General features: G+C 61.1%; 9 protein-coding genes. 6 read left to right on the top strand and 3 right to left on the bottom strand.

The window, feature by feature from the left end; translation table 11 throughout:
* Positions 1 to 19: 19 nt before the first annotated feature.
* From BFP89_RS00740 to BFP89_RS00730, 3 genes are read right to left on the bottom strand one after another with little or no spacing between them, the layout of a single operon-like run.
* Positions 20 to 4,576 (bottom strand): SpvB/TcaC N-terminal domain-containing protein, encoded by a 4,557-nt coding sequence (locus tag BFP89_RS00740; protein ID WP_065883274.1) that lies wholly within the window; start codon positions 4,574 to 4,576, stop codon positions 20 to 22.
* Entirely contained in the window at positions 4,573 to 9,393 is a 4,821-nt protein-coding gene (locus BFP89_RS00735) for a Tc toxin subunit A-related protein (RefSeq protein WP_065883272.1), read from the bottom strand. The genes BFP89_RS00740 and BFP89_RS00735 overlap by 4 nt, the downstream gene beginning before the upstream one ends.
* A 2-nt stretch (positions 9,394 to 9,395) precedes the next feature.
* Positions 9,396 to 12,218 (bottom strand): Tc toxin subunit A, encoded by a 2,823-nt coding sequence (locus tag BFP89_RS00730; RefSeq protein ID WP_065883270.1) that lies wholly within the window; start codon positions 12,216 to 12,218, stop codon positions 9,396 to 9,398.
* A 184-nt stretch (positions 12,219 to 12,402) separates the two neighbouring features.
* On the opposite strand from BFP89_RS00730, the gene BFP89_RS00725 reads away from it, so the two are divergent.
* The 6 genes from BFP89_RS00725 to BFP89_RS00700 all read left to right on the top strand — a co-directional run bounded on the left by BFP89_RS00725 (position 12,403) and on the right by BFP89_RS00700 (position 22,199).
* Positions 12,403 to 15,309: an RHS repeat-associated core domain-containing protein gene (locus BFP89_RS00725; protein WP_065883268.1), complete on the top strand. Its 2,907-nt coding sequence runs from the start codon at positions 12,403 to 12,405 to the stop codon at positions 15,307 to 15,309.
* A 131-nt stretch (positions 15,310 to 15,440) separates the two neighbouring features.
* Positions 15,441 to 16,382 (top strand): oxygen-dependent tRNA uridine(34) hydroxylase TrhO, encoded by a 942-nt coding sequence (locus BFP89_RS00720; protein WP_065883266.1) that lies wholly within the window; start codon positions 15,441 to 15,443, stop codon positions 16,380 to 16,382.
* A 3-nt stretch (positions 16,383 to 16,385) separates the two neighbouring features.
* The gene (locus BFP89_RS00715) at positions 16,386 to 17,024 is read left to right on the top strand and encodes a DsbA family protein (RefSeq protein WP_065883264.1); all 639 of its coding nucleotides are present in this window, start codon (positions 16,386 to 16,388) and stop codon (positions 17,022 to 17,024) included.
* A gap of 7 nt (positions 17,025 to 17,031) precedes the next feature.
* Positions 17,032 to 18,816, top strand: a complete 1,785-nt coding sequence (locus tag BFP89_RS00710; protein WP_163001570.1) for an ABC transporter ATP-binding protein — start codon at positions 17,032 to 17,034, stop codon at positions 18,814 to 18,816.
* 71 nt (positions 18,817 to 18,887) lie between these two features.
* A complete protein-coding gene (locus BFP89_RS00705; RefSeq protein WP_065883262.1) occupies positions 18,888 to 21,350 on the top strand; it encodes an EAL domain-containing protein in 2,463 nt (820 codons plus the stop codon).
* Between the two features lie 75 nt (positions 21,351 to 21,425).
* Positions 21,426 to 22,199, top strand: a complete 774-nt coding sequence (locus tag BFP89_RS00700) for a TenA family transcriptional regulator (protein WP_262411909.1) — start codon at positions 21,426 to 21,428, stop codon at positions 22,197 to 22,199.
* Positions 22,200 to 22,219 lie beyond the last annotated feature (20 nt).

The following is a 22,219-nucleotide window of genomic DNA, read 5'->3' as shown; positions in this document are numbered from 1 at the left end:
TCTGCGTGGGAACGATCAGTCAGTTCAGCTCTTCATAGGTGTCGTTTTCGTCCTCATTGACGGTGTACCAGGCCCAATAGGTGGTACGCCGCATGAACCCTCCTGCCGTCAATGTCCGGGTCGGGCGTCCCAGGGGGTCGTACCATTGCCGGTCGCTGTGGCCCAGTTCGCGCATGGCGTGATCATTGACATAGGTGTGGCTGTTGGTGAAGTAGGCGCGGTAGACCCGTATGACCAGGCCCTTGTTGTTGTATTCGACACGCTCGCTGACGCGCCAGCGGGGGTCGGCCTGCACATGGCGCAGCTGTTTCTTCAAAGTGCCGGCGGCATCCGGCAGGTCGTCGACCAACAGATTGCCCTTGGCGTCGACCGCGTGGGCCGGGCCCGGTTCGGTCTTCTGCCGGGTCTGCAACGAACGACCGAAGCCATCCCAGCAGGTCAGGGTCATGCGAATCTGGCGTTCGGCATCGCCGGGGTAACGGTCGGCTTGCAACATGAGCCCATGGACCGGCGTGCGGCTGGCCTTGTCGATCAACGCCTTGAGTTGTTTTTCGCTGTCGCCGAGGGTGTGGCGAGCAGCACTCAGGCGCGCCCGCGCGCCCATGCGGATATGCCCGCCGGGGAGCAGGTAGGCCTTGCTGATCCACTCGGGCTTGACCAGGGCCAGGTCGATACTGCCCATCCAACTGAACGGGGCGTAGCAGTGCGCGCTGGCCATGTCCTGCAACACGCTGTGCGCCTGTTCGATGGCCGACCCGGGCGTGACATCATGGCGCGGGCGGTCGCTTTGCAGGTCGGCGAAGCCCACCCTGAGGTTCTGTTCATGGCCGTGGAAACTGCTGGCGAGCAACTGCCCGAAACCGTCATAACGCGCCTCTTGAACAGTGCCATTGGGGTCGACGATTTTTATCGGCAGCAGCAATTGATAGTCGTATTCGGCGGTGGTCACACAGCCGTCGGGTGTTTTTACCAGCAGGGTCTGCAGTGAGTAGGGGTCATACTGGAGTGTCGTTTCGCCGTGAGCCTCGGTGGCCCGCAGCGCCCTCAACCGACAAAACCGGCTGGGCTTGTCATAGCGGGGAAAGTGGCGGCGTATCGACCACAGGCGGGTTTGCGCGGGCGCCACCTCGCCATCGAACAGGAAAAACATCGCCATGGTGTGATAGCCACTGTCGGTGAGCTTTTGCACCAGGTCCACCCTGGGTTGGTTGGGCATGCTCGGAATGTCGTTGTAGACGCTCAGGGCCTGGTCATCCAGCTCGGCGGTTTCCAGGTAGTCAGGCAATGCCTGGGCCGTGGCGACGCCGGGTTCCAGGGTTTTGCCGAAGCCACCGGCCTGCCGGTAGTGCTGGCGCGACAAGCCGCTCAGCGTGCGCCCGGCGCCTGCCGCCAACGGCCCGTCGCGGGTGTCGATGAACACCTCATAGGCGATACGCGCTGGGTCCAGCCCGCCAGGCGCCGGCGCCTTGCCGAGCACCAGGGCGTTATGTCGTTGGCGGTAGGGCAAGGCCAGGCGCCACTGCTGTGTGTGGTCCAGATGAATCGGCTCCGCCAGGGTTTCGCTCAGGTAATAGGACTGTTGCGCGTCGTCATGGGTATCGCGCCACCAGCGCTGCTGGTGCTCATCCGCCAGCACGGCGGGCGGCGGGCTGGCGGCGGTGGTGCGGCGGGCGTAATGCAGGGTCACGCCATGCACCAGGCAACCATAGGCATCCCAGCGCAGGTTGATCTGGTGCTGGCAGACCGGATCGTCCGCCACGCCTTCATATTGATAGCTGACCGACTCCAGGGCCAATGGCAGCAACCGCGCGTAGGGCGTATGGGCGCTGGGCGGCGCCAGTTCGCGCACCAGGTAGCGCTGGTGTTTGATGGAATAGGGCACTGCATCGTGCGCCCCGCCCGCCGCCATCACCTCGACCCGCAGCACCACGCCACTGAGTGCGCGGGCCGCCTCGCGTGCCAGCGCCGGCGCAGGATCGCCGACTACATCGTCATGATGATCCAGCGGCCGTGCCTGGGCCGTTCCCCTGTAGCGGCTGACCAGCGTGCGGCCGAGGGGATTGGCGTGTGGGTCGTGCGTGCTGCGGCCGAGGCAGGGCATGTCAAGGGAGCGTCCGGTATGGAACCAGGTCTTGCTGAGCAAGGGTGCGCTGGAACCCGGCGTCAGGGGGGCGTCCTTGGGGTTGTCGGTGTCGGTTTGCAGCAACAGCCCGAAGCCACGGAACTCGCGGTCCACACGGTCGTAATACGCCTGGCGGTAGCTCATGCGGCGGGTCAACTGGTTGCCGGTAATTTCATCGCGCTGGGTGTGTTGGCTGGCCAGCAGCAGTGCAAAGGGTAACTGGCTGATCGCGGGTTGGCCCTGGGCCTGCAGCTCGCGTTTTTCGTCCAGCCACTCCTGGGCACTGCTGCGATATTTGATCGACGCCTGGGCGCCCATGTTGTTGTCGGTGCGCGTGAGCAGCCAGGGCTTGTGGTTGAAAAAGTCGTAGCGCCAATGAACCGCGGTCTGATGGACAGCCGTCAGGATCAGGCTCGGACAGCCCAGGCCGAGCACATCGACGACGCTGACCTGGCAGTGATCGTCGTATTGCACGCCTTTTGGCCACGGGACTTTGATCGCCTGTGTCTCGAAACCGTTGCCGCCCTTGTTGAGGAAAATATTCAGGTGAGTGGCGCTCAGGTACAGCAAGTCTGCCGCGCCGCCGCCGTTGAGGTCGACGAGCAGTACATGCGCCGCGTTGAACGTCTGATACCGCAACGGCAATGTGGCCAATACAAACCCCTGGCCAAAACGGCCGCGCCCCAGGTTCGGCCAGCATTTGACTTCGTTGTGGCGGATTCGCACCAGATGCTGTTGACCCGTGGCGAGTACATCGCTGAACGCCACCACTTCGTTGGGCGAGGTGGAAATGACCGGCAAACTATCGTCAGGCCTGTGGGCCACTTCGGTGGGCGGGGCGAAGCCGGAAGGACGGCGATTTTCATACAGGCGCACGCTGCGCGGGCCGATCATCGCAAAGTCATGACGGCCTGCCCCCATCAGGTCGGCGAGCAGGCCCTGGGCGTGGAAGAACTCCGAAGGGAAGGCATCGAACGGCGTATAGGCTGACCAGTTGCGCTGCTCGTCCAGGCTGAAAAAACCATGCATTCCGGGCCCCGCCACCAGCCAGTCCAGACGCCCATCGCCATCCACATCGGCCAGCGCCTGGTGCACGGGCCGGGTGCTGTCGGCGACCGGCACGCGGGTCAACTCCAGGGCCGCGCCGTAGCTCACCTCGTCGCCGGTGCGTGGCTGCTGCGGTCTCAGCGGCTCATGGTAATACCAGCTTTTGTCTATGTGGTACAACACACCGGGCAGGCCTTCGCCATACAGGTCCACCAGTTGATAACGCGCGCCGTCATGCAGCCTGGGCAATGCACTGAATGCCTGGTAGCGGCTCGGATCGACCTTGAGCTGGCTCGTCTGGTAAAAGCACTCCAGCGGCGGGCGGCTCACGCTATTGCCCGCGCTGTCGTAGGCCTGCTCATGCACGGCGCTCAACAGGCTGACATGGCTGGATGTGCGGTATTCCAGGAGCAGGCGCTTGACCAGCACCGGGTCGGCGCCCATTCGCGCTTCTTTGGGGAAGTGGTGAAACATCAGGATCTGGCTGCAACGGCGCAGGGTACGTAACTCAAATCCGTAGGCAAAATCCGAGCAAGGGTCGGGTCGTACCGGCCAGTCGCGGATTTTGCGATACGTCGGCCGCTGATCCAGTTCGAGGGCGCGTTCGCCGTAATCGAACAGCAATTGAAAGTGCCAGCCCATGTCCGGTTTATCGTCGGTCTGCCAGAGGTAAAGCTGCTCCTGCTCCCTGGCGCTGAAGTTGGCATAGCAGACACTTTCCAGGTAATGCCGGGCACGGCAGTCCCTGGGGTAGCGCGTGGTGTCGGTTTCTTTGGCGTAGTGATAATAAATGTGCTCGCCGTGGGCATTCAGGCTTTCCTGCAACAACCATTGCGCCACATGGTGCGCCTGGTCCGGATCGGCAATCCGCGCCAGCGGGGTTTTTCCGTAGAAGTGCTGGCTGCCATCGGCACCGCGCAGCAACCAGAAGCCTGCCGTGTCGTCTGCCGATTGCCAGTGTTCGATAAGGTCCAGGCGGGTCTCGACCCTGGGGAAGTGGCGGGTAACCGTATACGCGCGCGGCAGTGGCAAGCCATTGAAGGATGCAAGGGGGCTGCTGATGATCGCCCCCTCCGCGTCGCGTTCCGGCAGCCAGATTTGCCCGTCGGGGCCCACCAATGCATCGTCCACCGTGTACCCCGGCACGCCATGGGCGGTGCGTCGGCTGACGGCGCCCAGGTGCACGCCCCAGCCCAGGCCGAAGGGACCGTTACCGGCGCCGCTCTGGTAGGTCAGCGACAGGGCTGGCGTGTAGCCGCGCGCGGACGAGATAGGCAACCCAATCTCAAGGCTTGCCGTACCACTGGAGCCGATATCGCCCCAGCCCTTGCCGGTGCCCTGGATAGCGGCACCGCCCTTGGGCATTGCCGGGGTATTGACCTGCAGGTTGTGAGTATCGTCGCTCATGCCTGGCCCCCGCCGGCAGCGGCCACCCTGGCGGTGTAGCGCAGGTGAATGACAATATCGTTGATCGATTCCAGCACGGCTTTCTGCCGGTCCGGGTTGGGAAAGTCCAGGGTCCAGTCGGAAATGGCCCCGGTGTATTCGAACGGCAAGTAACGCTCGTTGCTGTCGAACGTGAGGGTGAACAGGCCGTTGTCGTCCAGCCCGGTGGAAAGGGCGATTTGCTGGTGGGCACGCATGTCCGTGCGCAGCTCGCCCGTGGGCAGTTCGATGTCGTTGCGGGTCTGGGTCAGTATCGCCTTGATGTCTTCATAGGGGCCCAGCGTCGCGGGCAACGATACGCTGATGCCTTTGATCCGGCGCAGGATGTGCCGGGGGTAATCCTCCTCAAACAGGGCAGCGGGCAATTTGAAGCAGAGCCTGCCTTTGCTGACCAGTTGCAGTTTGAGACGCGTCCATTTGTCCTCAGGACCGGAGGGCGGCGTCTGGAAGGCGCCGGTTGCGGGGGAGGTGACCTCGCACTCGTTTACGCGGTGACGCAGTGAAATGGTTTTGACGATCTCCAGATCCCGCACGTTGTGGTTCAAATAGGCCGAATTCATGTTCAACAACGACAGCTTCAGCGCTTCGCCCGCCAGATAGCCACGGTAGTTGTTGTTCCAGGCGCCGGGCTGGATAAACGTGCGCTCATGGTCCGCTATCTCGTACTGCCAGCACGCCTGGGCGGTGCGGCACAGGGAGAGGCCAAGGTCATAGACCTGATAGTAGAACTTGCTCAACTGGGCATTGAGCCAGTCATACAGCTGTGCCTTGGAAAAGCGCCTGGCCAGCAATTGATAGGTCGACCAGGCCTGGGCCAGGGAGGTCTCGGCCAGTCTCAATTGCAGGCGCGTGGCTTTTTCCTGCTCGGCATAGGCTTGTAGTTGGGCATCGACCTGGGCCAGTTCGAGTCGGGCCTGATCCTGGGCATGGGCCCACTCCTGCGCCCGGCGGTTGAATTGCTCGGAGCGATCCAGGTCGGCGGCGTCGCCACGCAGCGCGGTGGCAACGCCCTGGGCCAGGGCTTGGGCGGCATAGAACGGCCCTTCCCAGCGCGAGCCGCCGACACTGGTGCCGAAGATATTCGGCGCCACCATCGCGATGCCGGCCCCTACGGCGGCGGCCGAAGCAGCGGTGTCGAACCCGTTGCTGAGCAGGTAGAGCCAGCCGGCGTGGGACTCCCCGGCGCTGATGCCTTCGGTGAGCTGGTGTGCGTAGTAGTGCATCCGCGACTCGATCATGCGGCGACTGGCGTTGAGTGCCTCCCGGTTCTTCCCGTCGATCTGCAGCGCCTGGGTCTGCTGGGTCACGACGATGTTGGCCAGGTCCCACGCTTGTTGTTGCTGCAACTCCAGATATTCGGCCTGTTCCTTGCGTTCAATCAGGCTCAGCACCGTATTGCCGAGTTGGATCACCGCTTCGGTGGCCGTGAGTGCGTGGCCCAACATGACCTGGAAGCGATAATGGCCGACCTGCGCGTCCATGAACGGCGCTGCCGCGCTTTCGCTGAAAGCCCCTTTGCCCTGGCTGGCCAATAACTTGAGAGGCGACAGCGGCGCCGCGTAGAGCGCCAGGCGCAAGGGTCTGCCGGTGATGTCAAGATTGTGCCGCAGGTTATGCAGACGGCTTTCGAGCTTGTCCCAGCGCGCCACCAGCTCGGTGTTGAAAGGCAGGCACAGGTTGTCGGTGTCTGTCAGCGAAGCCGGTGCATCGCCTTCGATCGACAGGTGGATGTCGACGGCGGGGTGGGTTTGCTCAAGTTTTTTCAGGGCTTGAGAACCCTCCGTTGCCAACGTGGCAAGGGTGATTTGCGCCCAGGGTTCAGCGGTGGTGACCCTGGGGCGTGGGCCAAGGAAATGGTGGGCTCGGGTGTACCAGAGCTTGGCTTGGGTCAGGCTGTCCGGGGTGAGCTGGCGATAGTCCGCATCGCCGCGATTGATCAGGATGTCCAGGTAAAACAGGTAGATCGCCTTGCGAAAATACACGGGGGCGCGTGTCGCCAGTTCGTGGGGATCGTGGCTGGTGTGACCGGGAAGGCGTTCTTCACGGGCGAGTTCGCGCAATCCCCAAAAGGCGGGCCGGTCGTTGGAGGCATCGGCTGCTCGCCCCGGATCGAACAGGTAGCTGATCCAGGCCTGCGCTTCGACATACTGCTGCTCCTGATTCAGGCGATGGGCGATCAGCCAGGGCACGTACAGGAACAGCTCCCAGAAGTACTTGCCGTTGGCCCCCCGGAAGTCAATGCCTTGCGCTTTACCCTCGGGTGTGAGCGGAGGTTCTTGCCAGGTTTCCGGCGTTAACGAGAATAGGTGTTCAAGGCTGACATTTGCCGCCTGCACCAGCTTTGCGGCAAAGCAGGTATTCATGCGCAGGGTGGCGGGCAGGCCGGCGGGCAGGCTTGCCCCGCTATTGGAGAAGTCGATGAATTCAGCGGTGCCGATTCTGTCCGACTCAAGCCTCCTGATCGTCGGCGCCAGTTGCGGGTTGAGCATGGGCTCAGAAGCCGATGTTGTCAGTTTCAGGACCGCCGTATTCAACGCATAGCCGAGGATTTTCGTGCCGTCTTTCTCGGGCTCAAGGGTGACCACGCCATGGATCAGGGTGAGGCCGGAGGTCATCTGCTCCTGTGTCACCGGAATGCGCGTCGTGACCCGATGCCCGGCCGGTAATTCGGCACTCGATCCGGTGAGGCTTTCGTGCGCCGTGTCCTGGAAGTTGATGATGCGATGAGAGTTGGCGTTGATGGTCTCGGTAAAGGGGTAGTCTTTGAAGTTCGCACTCATGATGACGTGTTTAAAGGCGCGCAAGTGGGGCGTGGTCACTTTTGCCTTTTTGGTCAGCAAAACATTCTGTGAATGCAGCTTGTTGATTTTATTCTCGGGCTCGGAAAAAGCGCCGTAACGGTTAAGGGTGAAATGGAAGAGTTTGTTTGTGTATAAATTGACGAAGGCGTTTTTTTCGATGAAATGATTTTCCAACAAAAGGATGTCTGGTTCTTTTGCGGTTGTTACAGGGGCAAACAGTGCGCTGTCAGCATGATGTACAGCGTTGGGGAACTCTTCCTGCGTGATCGGGTTTCTGAAATACAGGGCGTAAAAGTCGGTTTTAAACTCTGTCGAGACACCGGTGATGGTCGAGCCCTTGCTCAGTTTAAGCTGAGTCTTCGTCGGGTCATCCAGCGCATCGTGGGTAACCAGCGTGATGGTCGCACCCTGCGGTTTGGTTAATGTAACGGTGTACGGCTGCTGGAAGCGGTCACTGAGCGTCGAAGAGAACACGAGTTCATGGGTGTTTGAATCAAAAAAAACCTGAGTGCGGTCGGTGTCTTTTATTTTTGCCTGGTTGTTTTCATGGTTCCAATGCGCCTTGTCCTGGAAAATTTTCTGCGATGCTATGGAAATAGTGTAGTCGGGCGTCGGCGTTATCTTGAACTGCAAGTTGCCCTGGTTCTTGTGCGCAAAGAGCGCGAGAAAGTGTCGGGCGCTGTCAGGCAGCAGTTCGCTGTAATACCCGTTGGGACTGTGCGTCTGGCCCCTGAGTATGGCCTGCACTTTGGTCTTCTGGGACGGATCGAAGGGTTCCAGCAGTCGGTTTATTTCTTCGTCCACGTCTGAGTCGGGCAGCACGCTGTAGCGCTCGGGGCTACCGCCATCGGCGACGGTGGTGATGTTGAAAGACTGGTCGATGTGCACGGCCTGGAAGAATTTGCCGATGAAATTATCCTGCTGTTTGGGATCTTTGCGGCTGGTGGCGAGCACACTTAAAAAAAGCGCTGGGGTGCTGTTGTCATCGACGATCGCCACCGTTTGCGTAATGCTTTTGAGGAGCTCGGAGGTCGAGGCGTTGACGTCTTCTGTCGCGCAGTATTTCTCAATGCACGCCTGGGGCGCGCTCCAGCTGCCATCGTGTTTTTCATACGAGAAATTGAGCCGGAATTGGACGTAGTGGGTATTGATCCAATCGGCCAGAAGTTCCTTTTTCTCTGAATCCCATCGCGCCGGCTTGAATGAACTGCTTGGGGTGGGTTTGATGCACTCGGCCCAGATGAAAAATAGTCGGCTATTGAAATACACCGGTCGGATGCTTTGCTCGGCGGTAGCGTCGGAGACCGACAGGTTGATTTTTTTCCAGTCCGACCAGGCGTCCTGCAACAGCACCGCGCCGGCGCGCCTGGACAGGTCCAGGGAGCGCCAGTAATAGGTGTTCCCTGAGCTCGATTTGCCGATGAAGTAATAAGTGCCGCGATGCAGGTTGCTCAAGTCTGCGTCGATATAGCCGTTGATCGTGCGTATGTTGGCGGTTTCCTCAAACCTGGCCAGGTAACTCTGCACCGCCGTGACGACGGCGTCGGCTTGAATTCGGTATTGGCTGAGATCGTTTTCCAACTGTTGAAAACTGTCGGTCTTGTCACGCCGTAACGTCGGGTCCAGATAGTTGGCCGGGTGGTAGCGCAATTGCTGGCTGGCATTCCAGAGCGGGTAGCTGTGCAATTGTTCGCGCCAGGCCTTGCTCTGTTGCGCGGTCATACCTTGATGTTCATAACCCGGCTCAAGGCCCAGTTGAATACGGGTGATGTATTGCTGCAGGCTGGAAACGGCACAGGCGACCGGGCTGGTCGGCACGGCCTGGCTGACTTGCACGTCGAGTAACCAATACGCGTAAAGGTCATCGGCCGTGCTGATTCTGGCTTTGAGGGCGCGAGGTACTTTATGGGCAAGGTAGTACGCGAGCATGGCGTCGCGCAGGCTTTCATTAAGCTGGTGGTCAAGCGAATGCGACATGATCAGTCCTTGAGCAGGTCAAAAGGGGACAGGGTGTCAACGGCAGAGGCATGCGTACTGGTGAGCGCCTCGCCGACGGCCTTCCATTGAGCGAACGTCGAGTCGGTTTTAAGTTGGCTGGCGGCAATCAGCTGCGTGGCGGACAGTCCGGTGGCGCTGCTGGCGTGGCGGCAGCGCAGCAACCAGTCCAGGCGATCCATTGAGGTAATGCGGGGCGGGCTCAGCTGGCCGCTGAAAACGCCTATTTCGCTGGCACTCCAGCCACAGAGTCGGGCGAGATGCTCGTTGGTTTCGTCACTGGTGTTCAGTGCCGTGCTACCGGGCGGTGTATTGGCCAGTCTGAAGTAATCGAGAATCTGTCCTTCGGTCAGGCCGAAGCGGTCGATGCAATGGTTGAACTGCTGCATGAGGTAGAGGGTGTGCGGCGTCAGTTCCAGTAACGAGGACGGTTGATGATCGCTGTCCAGCCAGTGCGGGTTTATCAGGAATTGATCCAGCGCCTGGCGGCTGATCGGCCATTGCAGAACATCGACGGCGTGAGGGAGCAGCAAGATCAGATAGCCGAGGGTTTGCAGCGGTGGGGCGCCGGGCGCGTACAAACGCAGGAAATGCCCATGATGGTCATATTTCTGATGCCCGTTGGCGTTGCCTGGCAGTTGGGGGACGGCGTGGATGATATCTTTGAGGCGCCCGTACAGCGCCCAGAATTCGTCACGTATCGTGCTCACCAGGTTACGAAGCATGGGTTTGGTTTGTTCGATGAAGAAGGCTGTGCGTGTGGCGTTCGTGCTGATCGCAACGCCAGCCAGCACTTGGTCGAGCGCCACCTCGATGGTCGTGTTCGAGCGCATCCGTTGCAGTACCTGATGGGTCAGGGATCGCCAGTCAACGGCGGGCAAGCGAGGTGTTTCGTCAGTGGGTTGTTGAGGCAGTTCAAGCAGGTTCAACTTTGTGGAGACGGAAGCCTGATCATAGGCGACGAACTCTTTCAACAGCAGGTTGATGGCGGGGTCCAGGACCTGCTGATCAAGCAATAGCTGATGCCTGAACAGTGACAGGCTGTTGCCGTTTTCCTTGAGCCAGCGGCTGGCCCATTCCAGGTGCATGAGCACGTCGAGAAAGTCAGTCGCGCCCTTGGGCTTGCGACGCAGCGTCGGGTTGCGCAGTTGCGTGAGAACGTTGGCTCTGCCGAGCAACTGCGCCAGTTGCTGGCATTCCATGACCGACAAGCCGAACAGGCGGGCGATTCGCGCTTGTCGATACAGTGCGCTGACGGTCTCGATCGTACGCGTTGCAGGCCCACCGGCGATCAGCAGTTGCAGCGAATCCTGGGTGTCTTGCAGGCCCAGCCCGGCGCAGAGTTGTTGCGCAGTGGTTGCGTCGAACGCCTTGCCGTCCAGATACAGGGGCGGCAAGGCGGAACCTGCACGGTTGAATACCTGGTCGAACAGTGACACGCGCTCCCCCGAGGCGTGAACGGGCAACTGATGGAGCCAGGCGGCAAACTCTTCGGCTTGCAAGTTGTAGCGCTTGTTCAGATGGCAAAACACCCCCAGCGCTCGCAGGGTGTTATGGGTGATCAGCAGCGCGCGGTTGCTGGTGCCTTCGCAGCGCATGGCGCTGACCAGTAACGTGTCCAATTGTGCGAACGGCAGGCCCAGCCAGCGCTGCAGGCGAATCATCCGTTGCAGCCTGTCGAAGCGCTCTATGCTCACGTTGACCAGCCTGGCGGGGGCCTTGTTGTCCAGGCTGATCGCGGGTGTGGAGGCCGTCGCGCCATTGATGTAACAGGCCCCGTAAGTGAGCCCGGTGTCCTGCTTGCAGTAAGGCGATTTGCGCGGTGTCTGTGTCTGTTGTGCCAGCAGCGCTTGGAGTTGTTCGGCGTCCAGTTGCGTAGGGTGCAGAAAGTCAGTGACGTTTTCCGGGCCCTGTGCGGCCGTCCAGTTGAAGTACGTCCGATAGAACGTCTGGGCATCCTGCGCCGAGGCCAAGTCACTTTTGAGCAGCGCCTGTTGTTCAGGGCTCAGCCCCGATAACAGACATTGAACCTCGTGATTGTGGGTAACGACTTGCCCGTAAGTGCTGGTTTCTGCGGCCAGGGGCAACTGGCGACTGATGCGATAGTTCAACTCACCCAACATTGGCCTGTCGCCCGACAAGCCCAGCCGGCATTGCTGGTGGTGAAAATGATACGGCAATGAAAAGGGATACCAGGTTTTGCTCAGTCGTGTGTAGGTGTCGTTGTCGTTGGCACCGGCGATATTGCGCAGCAAGGTGTGATTGATGATCGACAGCATGGGCACCTGGCCTGCGACGCTGTGTGGGTCGATCAACAGATCCTTCAGGTCCGCACGGCGCTCGGCCAGCTTGACCGCGTCCGCCCCCTTGGCATTCTGTTCCAGTTGCAGGGCGAACAGATAAAGCGCGCGCAGGTAGGCGGCCGGCGAATCGATGGCTGCAATGGATGAGCTGGCGCAGAACTGTCCGCGGTTTTCCTTGAACAACGCCTGGTAGGTGGCACCGTCTTGAGCGGCGACATCGCGTTTATCGCGCCGGGAAGGGCGGTCCGACGAGACTTGCTGTTCGCGAAACACGCTTTCCAGTTGCGCAGCAGCGCTGCGAGCCTTGAGGTACACCGTGTGGGCATCGTCGTCGTTGCAGGTGGCCAGTTGCTCTGCAAAGGCCTTTTCGCCGAGTCGCACAATGTCGAATACCGAGTGAATGGCGAGGCGCTGCAGCGCGGTGTTGAAATCGTCCCGACCGGGGGCGGGAGGGCGTGAGTGATCAATCAATTGAGCGAGCAAGGAGCTGCTGTCGGCTTGCATATTCGTACGTTCCTTCACGCCCGCCGATGGGTCCGGCGGGCAATGAAAAACGCTATCACGCAGATTTACGGGGCCAGGCATAGGTATTTACAGGCGTCGCCGGCACCCATACGCCGATACCACCTTTATCCACCGCATCAAGCCCAGGCTTGGCCGACCTTTGTGCCATTGAGGTCATGTGATCATGTCTGCTTCGCTTCATCGAAATACGCCCTCCCTCGCGGCATTCGACCCCCGTGGGTTGACCGTGCGCAACGTCGCTTACCTGCGCGCCACCCCCGAGGCGGCGCCAACGGCCCGTGTCATGCGCCAGGTGTTTGGGGCCAGCGGCCTGCTGCTGCAGCAGTGGGACGCGCGCCTGCATGCGCTTAAATTGGGCGAGCCCGCCACCGAGGCCAACCAGGTGTCGGTGTACAGCCTGTCCGGTGCGCTGGTGCGCCGCAACGATGTGGACGCCGGTATGCGGCTGTTGCTGGCAGCGCCATCCGGGCAACTGTTGCATGCCTGGGATGGGCGGGGTGCCTACCAGCGCCACGACTACGACGCCTTGCAGCGTCCGGTGGCAGTGTTCGAACAAGCGGCCAACGAAGCGCGGCCCCGCTGTGTCGAAAGCCTGGCGTATGCCCCGCCAACCTCCGAACACCGCGCGCTTAACCGCTGCGGCCAGTTGGTACGGCATGCCGACCCGGCGGGTACGCAGGTGTACGACGCGTACGGGGTTACCGGGCAAGTGCTGCAGCAAACGCGGCGGTTTCGCGACGCGCCCGGTGAGGTGGACTGGCCGCTTGCCCTGGCCGAGCAGAACCAGCAGCTGGAAAGCGCGGTTTACACCACGCGCTGGATGTTTGATGCCCTTGGCGGCACCCTGGAACAGATCGATGCCAAGGGAAACGGTCGGCACTTTGCCTATGGTCTGGACGGACAGGCCACGCATATTCACCTCACCTTGAAAAGTGGCGCGCGCAAGACCGTCATCGAACGCTACGACTACAATGCCGCCGGCCAGGTGGAGAAGGCCCTGTTGGGCAATGGCGTGAGCAGCCTGGCCACCTATCGGCCCGAGGACGGCCGCATGCGCCGGCTGATGGCGTACCGCAAAAACGCGCTGGCGGCCCCCTTGCAGGACCTGAGCTACGCCTATGATCCCGTGGGCAATGTTTCAAACCTGCTCGATCAGGCGCAACCGACGAAATGGAGCCACAACACGCAAGTGCAGTCTGCCTGCCGCTATGAATACGACTCGCTGTACCAACTGACCCAGGCGACGGGGCGGGAAAGTGCCGGCGCCACCATTGGCCCGGCGCTGCCTGCGCGTATTTCGTTCGGTTCGACCGATGCCGCTCTATGGCGCAACTACACCCAGCACTATGCCTATGACGAGGGGGGTAACCTGACCCGGCTGCGCCATGTGCCGTCCAGTGGTGTCGGCTACACCCGCGCCATGCAGGTGGCGAGGGGCAGTAACCGTGCGTTGTCGAGCGAGCTTGCGCTAACCGAAGGCGCGCAAGGCTTTGACGCCAATGGCAATCAGAAACAGCTCGGGCGCGGCCAGCCAATGGTGTGGAACCTGCGTAATCAACTGGCCAGGGTCACCTCCATCGAGCGTGACGGGGAGGATGCCGACGAAGAGACCTATGTGTATGCCGGCGACGGCCAGCGTGCGCTCAAACTCACTCATCAGCAGGTCGCCGGTAGCCGGCAAACGGCGCGGGTGTATTACCTGCCAGGCCTGGAGCTGCGCCACCGGCCGATGCGTCGGCTGAATGTCGTGCGCCTAGAGGTGGCGCGTTGCACGGTTGAGGTCCTGCAATGGGAGCTGGGACTCGATGACGGCGCTGCGCAGGAGACCCTGCGTTACTGCCTGAAGGATCAGCAATCGAGTCATGGACTGGAGCTGGGCGAAGAGGCCGAGTTATTGAGCCAGGAGAGCTATTTTCCGTACGGGGGCACCGCGTGGTGGGCGTCGCGCAACGCGGTGCAGGGTCGCGACAAAACCCGCCGGTATTCAGGCAAGGAGCGTGACGTCAGCGGTTTGTATTACTACGGCTTTCGCTATTACGCCCCGTGGTTGCAGCGCTGGATAAGCCCGGACCCCGCAGGCGGCGGGGCGCAGTTGAATGCTTATCTGATGACGTCCAACAACCCGCTCACGTTCGTTGATTCAATGGGGTTGCAGCCTGCCGACGTGGAAAATACTCGGATACAGGGCGGAATCATCATCATGCTGCTTCTGGTCGTGCTGGGCCTGGGAGCGGGAGCACTGCTGGGCAATGCGCGGTTGGGGGCCTCCGTGGGCGCTCTGGTGGGAGGCGTGTTGTTTGGTGCCAGCCGCCTCAGTGCCTATCGATATATGCAACCCCAGGCGGTGGCCGGGGCCGCGGAAGGAATCGAAGAACAGTTCGCCAGGAATATCTCGGAATTGGCGATCAATTTGGCACAGCAGGCGCAATTGAGCCACGAAGAAACGGAGCGGCTGGTGAATTTCGCCTATGGGCGCCGTCCTGCTGAAGGCGGCATGTCGCTTTATGTTTATACAACTCAGGGGGCCATCTACGGCTATGCGGGGCCGGTGGACCAACCGGGGGAAGTCGAAAGCGTACTCGCGGGGCAGCGTAACCCGATGCCGGAGCTCAAGCGCATGGGCTACGGCGCGATTTTGCTGCGAAGTCCGAGCCGTGATCCGGCTGGCGCGAGTGGCCAGCAGGCAGGGGTGAGCGAGTTCGAGGTGGGGGAGACGACACAGGTTGTCGGCACAAGCCGCGCACGCCGTGCCCGGCGAGCACAGGCGCAGGTACCGTTGGTGGCGTCGTCTGCGGCGAGAGCCGCTGCCCCGCAGGTGGAGTTGGACACCACAGCGCTGGTGGATACCCAACTCTCGGGCCGGGAACGCCGCAGCATTGCCCTTACCCTCAGCCACTTGCGTCAAGGGCGTTTCGGCGCGGTTCATTGGCATGTTCATCGCGACCAACTGTGGTCCGCTGACTTGCACGGTTATGCCGCTGCTCGCGGACGCGGTGCCTATCGCTTGATGTTCAGCCATCTCGGCGGCCAGCGGTACCGAGTGGAGGGCGTACGCAACCCACACCGCTGAGGGCACATCAGCGGCGGCGTGTCGATGCGGTGGCGGCATGGTTTTGCTAGAATGCCCGCCGCGTCGCCTGGTCGGCGTCATTTTGCATCCGGTTCACCCCTTACGAGGGTAGCCACCTGGAGAGATTACCCATGACTCAACCTATCGTCGTGGCGGCACTGTACAAGTTCGTCACCCTTGAAGATTACGTCGCCCTGCGTGAGCCACTGTTGCAGGCGATGGTCGACAACGGCATCAAAGGCACCCTGCTGATCGCCGAAGAAGGCATCAATGGCACCGTTTCCGGCAGCCGCGAGGGCATCGACGGCCTGATGGCGTGGCTCAAGCAAGACCCGCGCATGGTCGACATTGACCACAAGGAGTCGTACTGCGACGACCAGCCGTTCTACCGCACCAAGGTCAAGCTCAAGAAAGAGATCGTGACCCTGGGCGTGGAAGGCGTGGACCCGAACAAAAAAGTCGGTACCTACGTCGACCCCAAGGATTGGAACGCGCTGATCAGCGACCCCGAAGTGCTGCTGATCGACACGCGCAACGACTACGAAGTGTCGATCGGCACCTTTGAAGGCGCGATCGACCCGAAGACCACCAGTTTTCGCGAATTCCCCGACTACATCAAAGCCAACTTCGACCCGGCCAGGCACAAGAAGGTCGCCATGTTCTGCACCGGCGGCATTCGTTGCGAGAAAGCCTCGAGCTATATGCTCAGCGAAGGCTTCGGCGAGGTCTATCATCTCAAGGGCGGTATCCTTAAATACCTCGAAGAGGTGCCGCAGGAGGAGACCAAGTGGCAGGGCGACTGCTTCGTGTTCGACAATCGCGTCACCGTGCGCCACGATTTGAGCGAAGGCGACTACGATCAATGCCATGCCTGCCGCACACCGGTCAGCGTAGAAGACCGCGCGTCCGAGCACTACGTGGCCGGCATCAGTTGCCCCCATTGCTGGGATAAGCTGCCGGAGAAAACCCGTCGCAGCGCCATCGACCGGCAGAAGCAGATCGAACTGGCGAAGGCCCGTAACATGCCGCACCCGATTGGTTTCAACTACAAGCAAACCCCTTCCGAGGCTTGAACCATGTCCGCGCGCCTGCTCTATGTAATGGACCCGATGTGTTCCTGGTGCTGGGGCTTTGCCCCGGTGGCGCAGGCGATGGTTGAGCAGGCCCGGGCGGCCGGCGTGGAGTTGCACCTGGTGGTGGGCGGCTTGCGCACCGGCAGTGGCGCGGCGCTGGAACCGACTACGCGGCGCTATATCCTGGAGCACTGGCAGGCGGTGACCGACGCCACCGGCCAGCCGTTCAAGCGCGAGGGTGCGTTGCCCGAGGGGTTTGTCTATGACACCGAGCCTGCGTGCCGCGCCCTTGTCACTGCGCGCAGCCTGGCGCCCGATTGCGCCTGGACGCTGCTGGGGCTGATCCAGCATGCATTTTATGTAGAAGGCCGCGACGTCACCTCTGCCCACGTGCTGGTGGAACTGGCCGAGCAGGCCGGTATTCCGCGGATCGAGTTTGCCGGCGAGTTCGACCGCGCCGAGCAGCACGCGGCCACGGCAGCGGATTTCACCTGGGTGCAGGATTTGGGCATTGCCGGTTTCCCGACCTTGCTGGCCGAGCGCAACGGCCAATTGGCGCTGCTCACCAATGGCTACCAGCCGCTGGACGAGCTGTCACCGTTGCTCGCCCGATGGCTGGAGCGCGCTACCTGTGCGGGATGAGTCAACCATCAGCGACCGCCTGACCTGGGCGGAAATCCGCCGCCTGGCCCTGCGTCACCGCAAATCCCTGTGGATCGCCAACAGCGTCGCCGTGCTGGCGACCTTATGCAGCGTACCCATCCCGTTGCTGTTGCCGCTGCTGGTCGACGAAGTGCTGCTGGGCCATGGCGATGCCGCGCTCAAGGTGATGAACCACGCGCTGCCCCTGGGCTGGCAGAAAGCCGCCGGTTATATCGGCCTGATGCTCTTGATGACCCTGGCCCTGCGCTGCGGCGCACTGGTGTTCAACGTGGTGCAGGCGCGGCTGTTTGCGCGGCTGGCCAAAGACATTGTCTACCGCATCCGCGTGCGCCTGATCGAGCGGCTCAAGCGCATCTCCCTGGGCGAATATGAAAGCCTGGGCAGCGGCACGGTGACGACCCACCTGGTCACCGACCTGGACACCCTGGACAAATTCGTCGGCGAAACCCTCAGCCGCTTCCTGGTGGCGATGCTCACCCTGGTCGGCACTTCGGCGATTCTGGTGTGGATGCACTGGCAGCTGGCGCTGCTGATCCTGCTGTTTAACCCCTTGGTGATCTACGCCACGGTGCAGTTGGGCAAGCGCGTCAAGCACCTGAAAAAACTCGAAAACGACAGTACCTCGCGGTTTACCCAGGCGCTCACCGAAACCCTGGATGCCATCCAGGAAGTGCGCGCCGGCAACCGCCAGGGCTTTTTCCTCGGGCGGCTGGGCCAGCGTGCAAGGGAAGTGCGGGACTACGCCATTCACTCGCAATGGAAAACCGACGCGTCCAGCCGCGCCAGTGGTTTGCTGTTCCAGTTCGGTATCGACATCTTCCGCGCCGCTGCCATGTTGACCGTGCTGTTTTCCGACCTGTCCATCGGCCAGATGCTCGCGGTGTTCAGTTACCTGTGGTTCATGATCGGCCCGGTGGAGCAGTTGCTCAACCTGCAATACGCCTACTACGCGGCAGGCGGCGCGCTGACGCGCATCAACGAGCTGCTGGCCCGCGCCGACGAGCCGCAATACGCCGGAGGTGCCGATCCCTTCAGCGGGCGTGCGACCGTCGGTATCGAAGTGCGCGGCCTGGACTTCGGCTACGGTGACGACCTGGTGCTCGACCAACTGAACCTGGCCATCGCACCGGGGGAGAAAGTCGCGATTGTCGGCGCCAGCGGCGGCGGCAAAAGTACCCTGGTGCAACTGTTGCTGGGCCTCTATACACCGCAGGCCGGCAGCATTCGTTTTGGCGGCGCGAGCCAGCAGGAAATCGGCCTGGCGACCATCCGTGAAAACGTCGCGGTGGTGCTGCAGCACCCGGCGCTGTTCAACGATACCGTGCGCGCCAACCTGACGATGGGCCGCGAGCGCACGGACCAGGCCTGCTGGCAGGCACTGGAAATCGCCCAGCTGGATGCTACCGTCAAGGCATTGCCGTTGGGCCTGGACAGCGTAGTGGGGCGTTCCGGCGTGCGTTTTTCCGGTGGTCAACGGCAACGCCTGGCCATTGCGCGCATGGTCCTGGCCGAGCCCAAGGTGGTGATTCTGGATGAAGCCACCTCGGCGCTGGACGCGGCCACCGAGTACAACCTGCATCAGGCGCTGGCGCGTTTTCTCAGTGGGCGTACTACACTGATCATCGCCCACCGGCTCTCGGCAGTGAAACAGGCTGACCGTGTATTGGTGTTCGATGGCGGGCATATCGCCGAGGATGGCGACCATCAGCAGTTGATTGCCGATGGCGGGTTGTACGCCAAATTGTATGGACACCTGCAACAAGTGCGTTGATTTAGCTTAGGCTGTGCTATCGGGAGCGGATTTTCGCGTGCGTATTGAGCTGTGCATGTGCAAGGGACTTCATGAAGCAAAAGCGGACTCTCGGAACGCCACGGCTGCTGGGCATTGTCTGGCCCTTTATTGCCGTTGTGCTGTTCCAGGCATTGTTAGGCTGCGTCAGTCTCTACGTGCTCTCGGCGGTGCGTGGCTATGTGGCAGGTGAAAGTCTGTGGTCCAAGGGCCAGAAAGACGCCATCTACTACCTGACCCTCTACGCCGATAATCGCGAAGCCGCCACCTACCTCAAGTATCAGCAAGCCATTGCGGTGCCTCAGGGCGGGCATGAGTTGCGCATCGCCCTGGACAGCCCCACCCCTGATATTCCGGCTGCGCGCCTGGGTATCATCAAGGGCGGCAACCACCCGGACGACGTCTCCAGCCTGATCTGGCTGTACCTCAACTTTCGTCATTTCAGCTACCTGGAAAAGGCCATCGAACTCTGGACGGTGGGCGACGGCTACCTGTTGCAACTGGACGAGCTTGCTCGCCAGATGCATGACGCCATTGCTGCCGATCGGGTCGATGCCGACGATGTGCGGCTGTGGAAGGCGCGTATCACGGCGATCAACGAAGGTGTGACACCGGCGGCCAAGGCGTTCAGCGATGCCTTGGGCGAAGGTTCGCGGATGATCCTGCGCCTGCTGTTGATCACCAACCTGGCCACGGCCCTGGGCCTGATCGTCCTGGCGCTGCTGCGCACGCACAAGTTGCTGGCCCAGCGCCATGCGTTTGCCGACGCCCTGCAGGCGGAGAAAGAGCGGGCGCAGATCACTCTGGAGTCGATTGGTGACGGGGTCATCACCACCGACGTGGACGGTGCGATTGCCTATATGAACCCCGCCGCCGAAGCGCTGACCCACTGGAATTCGGCCCAGGCCCAGGGCCTGCCGCTGGCGGCGTTGTTCAAATTGCTGGATGAGAACGCCGAGCCGGACGGCTTCACCCTGATCGAGCACATCATCAAGGGCGAACTCAGTGGCGGCAGTGACCATTCCAAGCTGATCCAGCGCCTGGACGGCAGCACCGTTTCCGTGACCCTGGTGGGCGCGCCGATTCGCAGCGCAGGCAAGGTCAGTGGCGCGGTGCTGGTGCTGCATGACATGACCCAGGAGCGCCAGTACATCGCCAATCTTTCCTGGCAGGCGACCCACGATGCCTTGACCGGCCTGGCCAACCGGCGTGAATTCGAATACCGCCTGGAGCAAGTGCTGCAGCAGGTGGCACGTCAGCCAAACGGCCGGCATGCCTTGATGTTCCTCGACCTGGACCAGTTCAAGCTGGTCAATGACACTTGCGGCCACGCCGCGGGCGACGAGTTGCTGCGGCACATTTGCGCGCTGCTGCAATCGGACTTGCGCGAAGGCGATACCCTGGCGCGCCTGGGCGGCGATGAATTTGGCATCCTCCTGGAAAACTGCCCGGCAGCGGTAGCCGAAAAGATCGCCGAGAGCCTGCGCCACACCGTGCAAAGCCTGCACTTTGTATGGAAGGGCCGGCCGTTCATGACCACCGTCAGCATCGGCCTGGTGCATATCTCGCAAACGCCCACCACCCTGGAAACGTCGCTGCGCGCCGCCGACATGGCGTGCTACATGGCCAAGGAGAAGGGGCGTAATCGGGTGCAGGTGTATCACGCCGATGACTCGGAGCTGTCCATACGCTTTGGCGAGATGGCGTGGGTGCAACGCCTGCACATGGCCCTTGAAGAAGACCGCTTTTGCCTTTATTCCCAGGAAATTTCCCCTCTGGGCCATACCGAAGCGGGCACCGGTCACATTGAAATACTCTTGCGCCTGCATGACGAATCAGGCCGAACCATCCTGCCCGACAGTTTTATTCCGGCGGCCGAACGTTACGGCTTGATGACGTCCCTGGACCGTTGGGTGGTGGAAAACGTATTCAAGATCATCGCCCGTTGCATGCATGAGCATCCGGGCCGACCCATGGCCATGTGTGCGATTAATCTGTCAGGCATAACCATTGGCGATGATGATTTTCTCGGGTTTTTGCGTGAGAAATTCGACACTTACAGCATTCCCCCGGAAATGATTTGTTTTGAAATAACTGAGACCAGCGCTATCGCCAATTTAGGCAGTGCAATTCGTTTTATTAATGAACTCAAGGCGTTAGGTTGCCACTTTTCACTTGATGATTTTTGCGCCGGAATGTCCTCATTCGCCTATCTCAAACATTTACCTGTAGACTTCTTGAAGATCGATGGAAGTTTCGTAAAGGATATGCTGGACGACCCGATTAACCGCGCCATGGTCGAAGTGATCAATCACATCGGCCATGTCATGGGTAAACGCACAATTGCCGAGTTTGTTGAAACGTCGCAGATAGAACAGGCGTTACTTGAGATAGGTGTGGACTACGCTCAAGGCTATCTGATCGAACGCCCGCAATTGTTTACCTGTGACCGCCTGCAATGCCGACCCGTGCGGCCGCAGCCTCTGTTATTCAAGGCGCCCGGCACCTTCCGCTGAAACTTGCCGGTCTGTACATCACACTTAAAAAGGAGCCCTACAGTGATCGACACATTCAACAGAACCGGCCCGCTTATGGAAGCCTCAAGTTACCCCGCCTGGGCCCAGCAATTGATCCAGGACTGTAGCGAGAGCAAGCGTCGGGTTGTCGAACACGAACTGTACCACCGCATGCGTGATAACACGCTCAGCGCCAGGACCATGCGCCACTACCTGATCGGCGGCTGGCCTGTGGTGGAGCAGTTTGCCTTGTACATGGCACAGAACCTCACCAAGACCAAGTTTGCCCGCCATCCCGGGGAGGACATGGCGCGACGCTGGCTGATGCGCAATATTCGCGTGGAACTGAACCACGCCGATTATTGGGTGAATTGGGCGCGTGCCCATGGCGTCAGTCTTGAAGACCTGCAGGCCCAGGACGTGCCACCGGAGTTGCACGCACTGAGCCATTGGTGCTGGCACACCAGCTCGGCTGACTCGTTGATCGTCGCGATTGCCGCCACCAACTACGCCATCGAGGGCGCGACGGGGGAGTGGTCCGCCGTGGTCTGTTCCACCGGCGTGTATGCCGCCGCCTTCCCCGAGGAAGAACGCAAGCGCGCGATGAAGTGGCTGAAGATGCACGCCCAGTATGACGACGCGCACCCTTGGGAAGCCCTGGAAATCATCTGCACCCTCGCCGGCACGAACCCGAGCAAAGCCCTGCAGGTTGAGTTGCGACAGGCCGTGTGCAAGAGCTACGACTACATGTATCTGTTCCTGGAAAGTTGCATGCACCTGGAACAAGAGAAGGAAAAGGCGCCGGCGCTCGTGCGTGAGCGCCATGCCCGAGTCGCCAGCGAGGCGTGATGCACAGGCAATGGCGGGGG

The organism is Pseudomonas sp. 31 R 17, assembly GCF_900004915.1.
Classification (GTDB): domain Bacteria; phylum Pseudomonadota; class Gammaproteobacteria; order Pseudomonadales; family Pseudomonadaceae; genus Aquipseudomonas; species Aquipseudomonas orientalis_A.
This window is presented reverse-complemented; position numbering and strand designations above follow the sequence as displayed.

Coding starts and splice junctions, on each gene's coding strand:
- BFP89_RS00740 (WP_065883274.1), bottom strand. CDS start 4,576: ATGAGCGACGATACTCACAACCTGCAGGTCAATACCCCGGCAATGCCC.
- BFP89_RS00735 (WP_065883272.1), bottom strand. CDS start 9,393: ATGTCGCATTCGCTTGACCACCAGCTTAATGAAAGCCTGCGCGACGCC.
- BFP89_RS00730 (WP_065883270.1), bottom strand. CDS start 12,218: ATGCAAGCCGACAGCAGCTCCTTGCTCGCTCAATTGATTGATCACTCA.
- BFP89_RS00725 (WP_065883268.1), top strand. CDS start 12,403: ATGTCTGCTTCGCTTCATCGAAATACGCCCTCCCTCGCGGCATTCGAC.
- BFP89_RS00720 (WP_065883266.1), top strand. CDS start 15,441: ATGACTCAACCTATCGTCGTGGCGGCACTGTACAAGTTCGTCACCCTT.
- BFP89_RS00715 (WP_065883264.1), top strand. CDS start 16,386: ATGTCCGCGCGCCTGCTCTATGTAATGGACCCGATGTGTTCCTGGTGC.
- BFP89_RS00705 (WP_065883262.1), top strand. CDS start 18,888: ATGAAGCAAAAGCGGACTCTCGGAACGCCACGGCTGCTGGGCATTGTC.
- BFP89_RS00700 (WP_262411909.1), top strand. CDS start 21,426: ATGGAAGCCTCAAGTTACCCCGCCTGGGCCCAGCAATTGATCCAGGAC.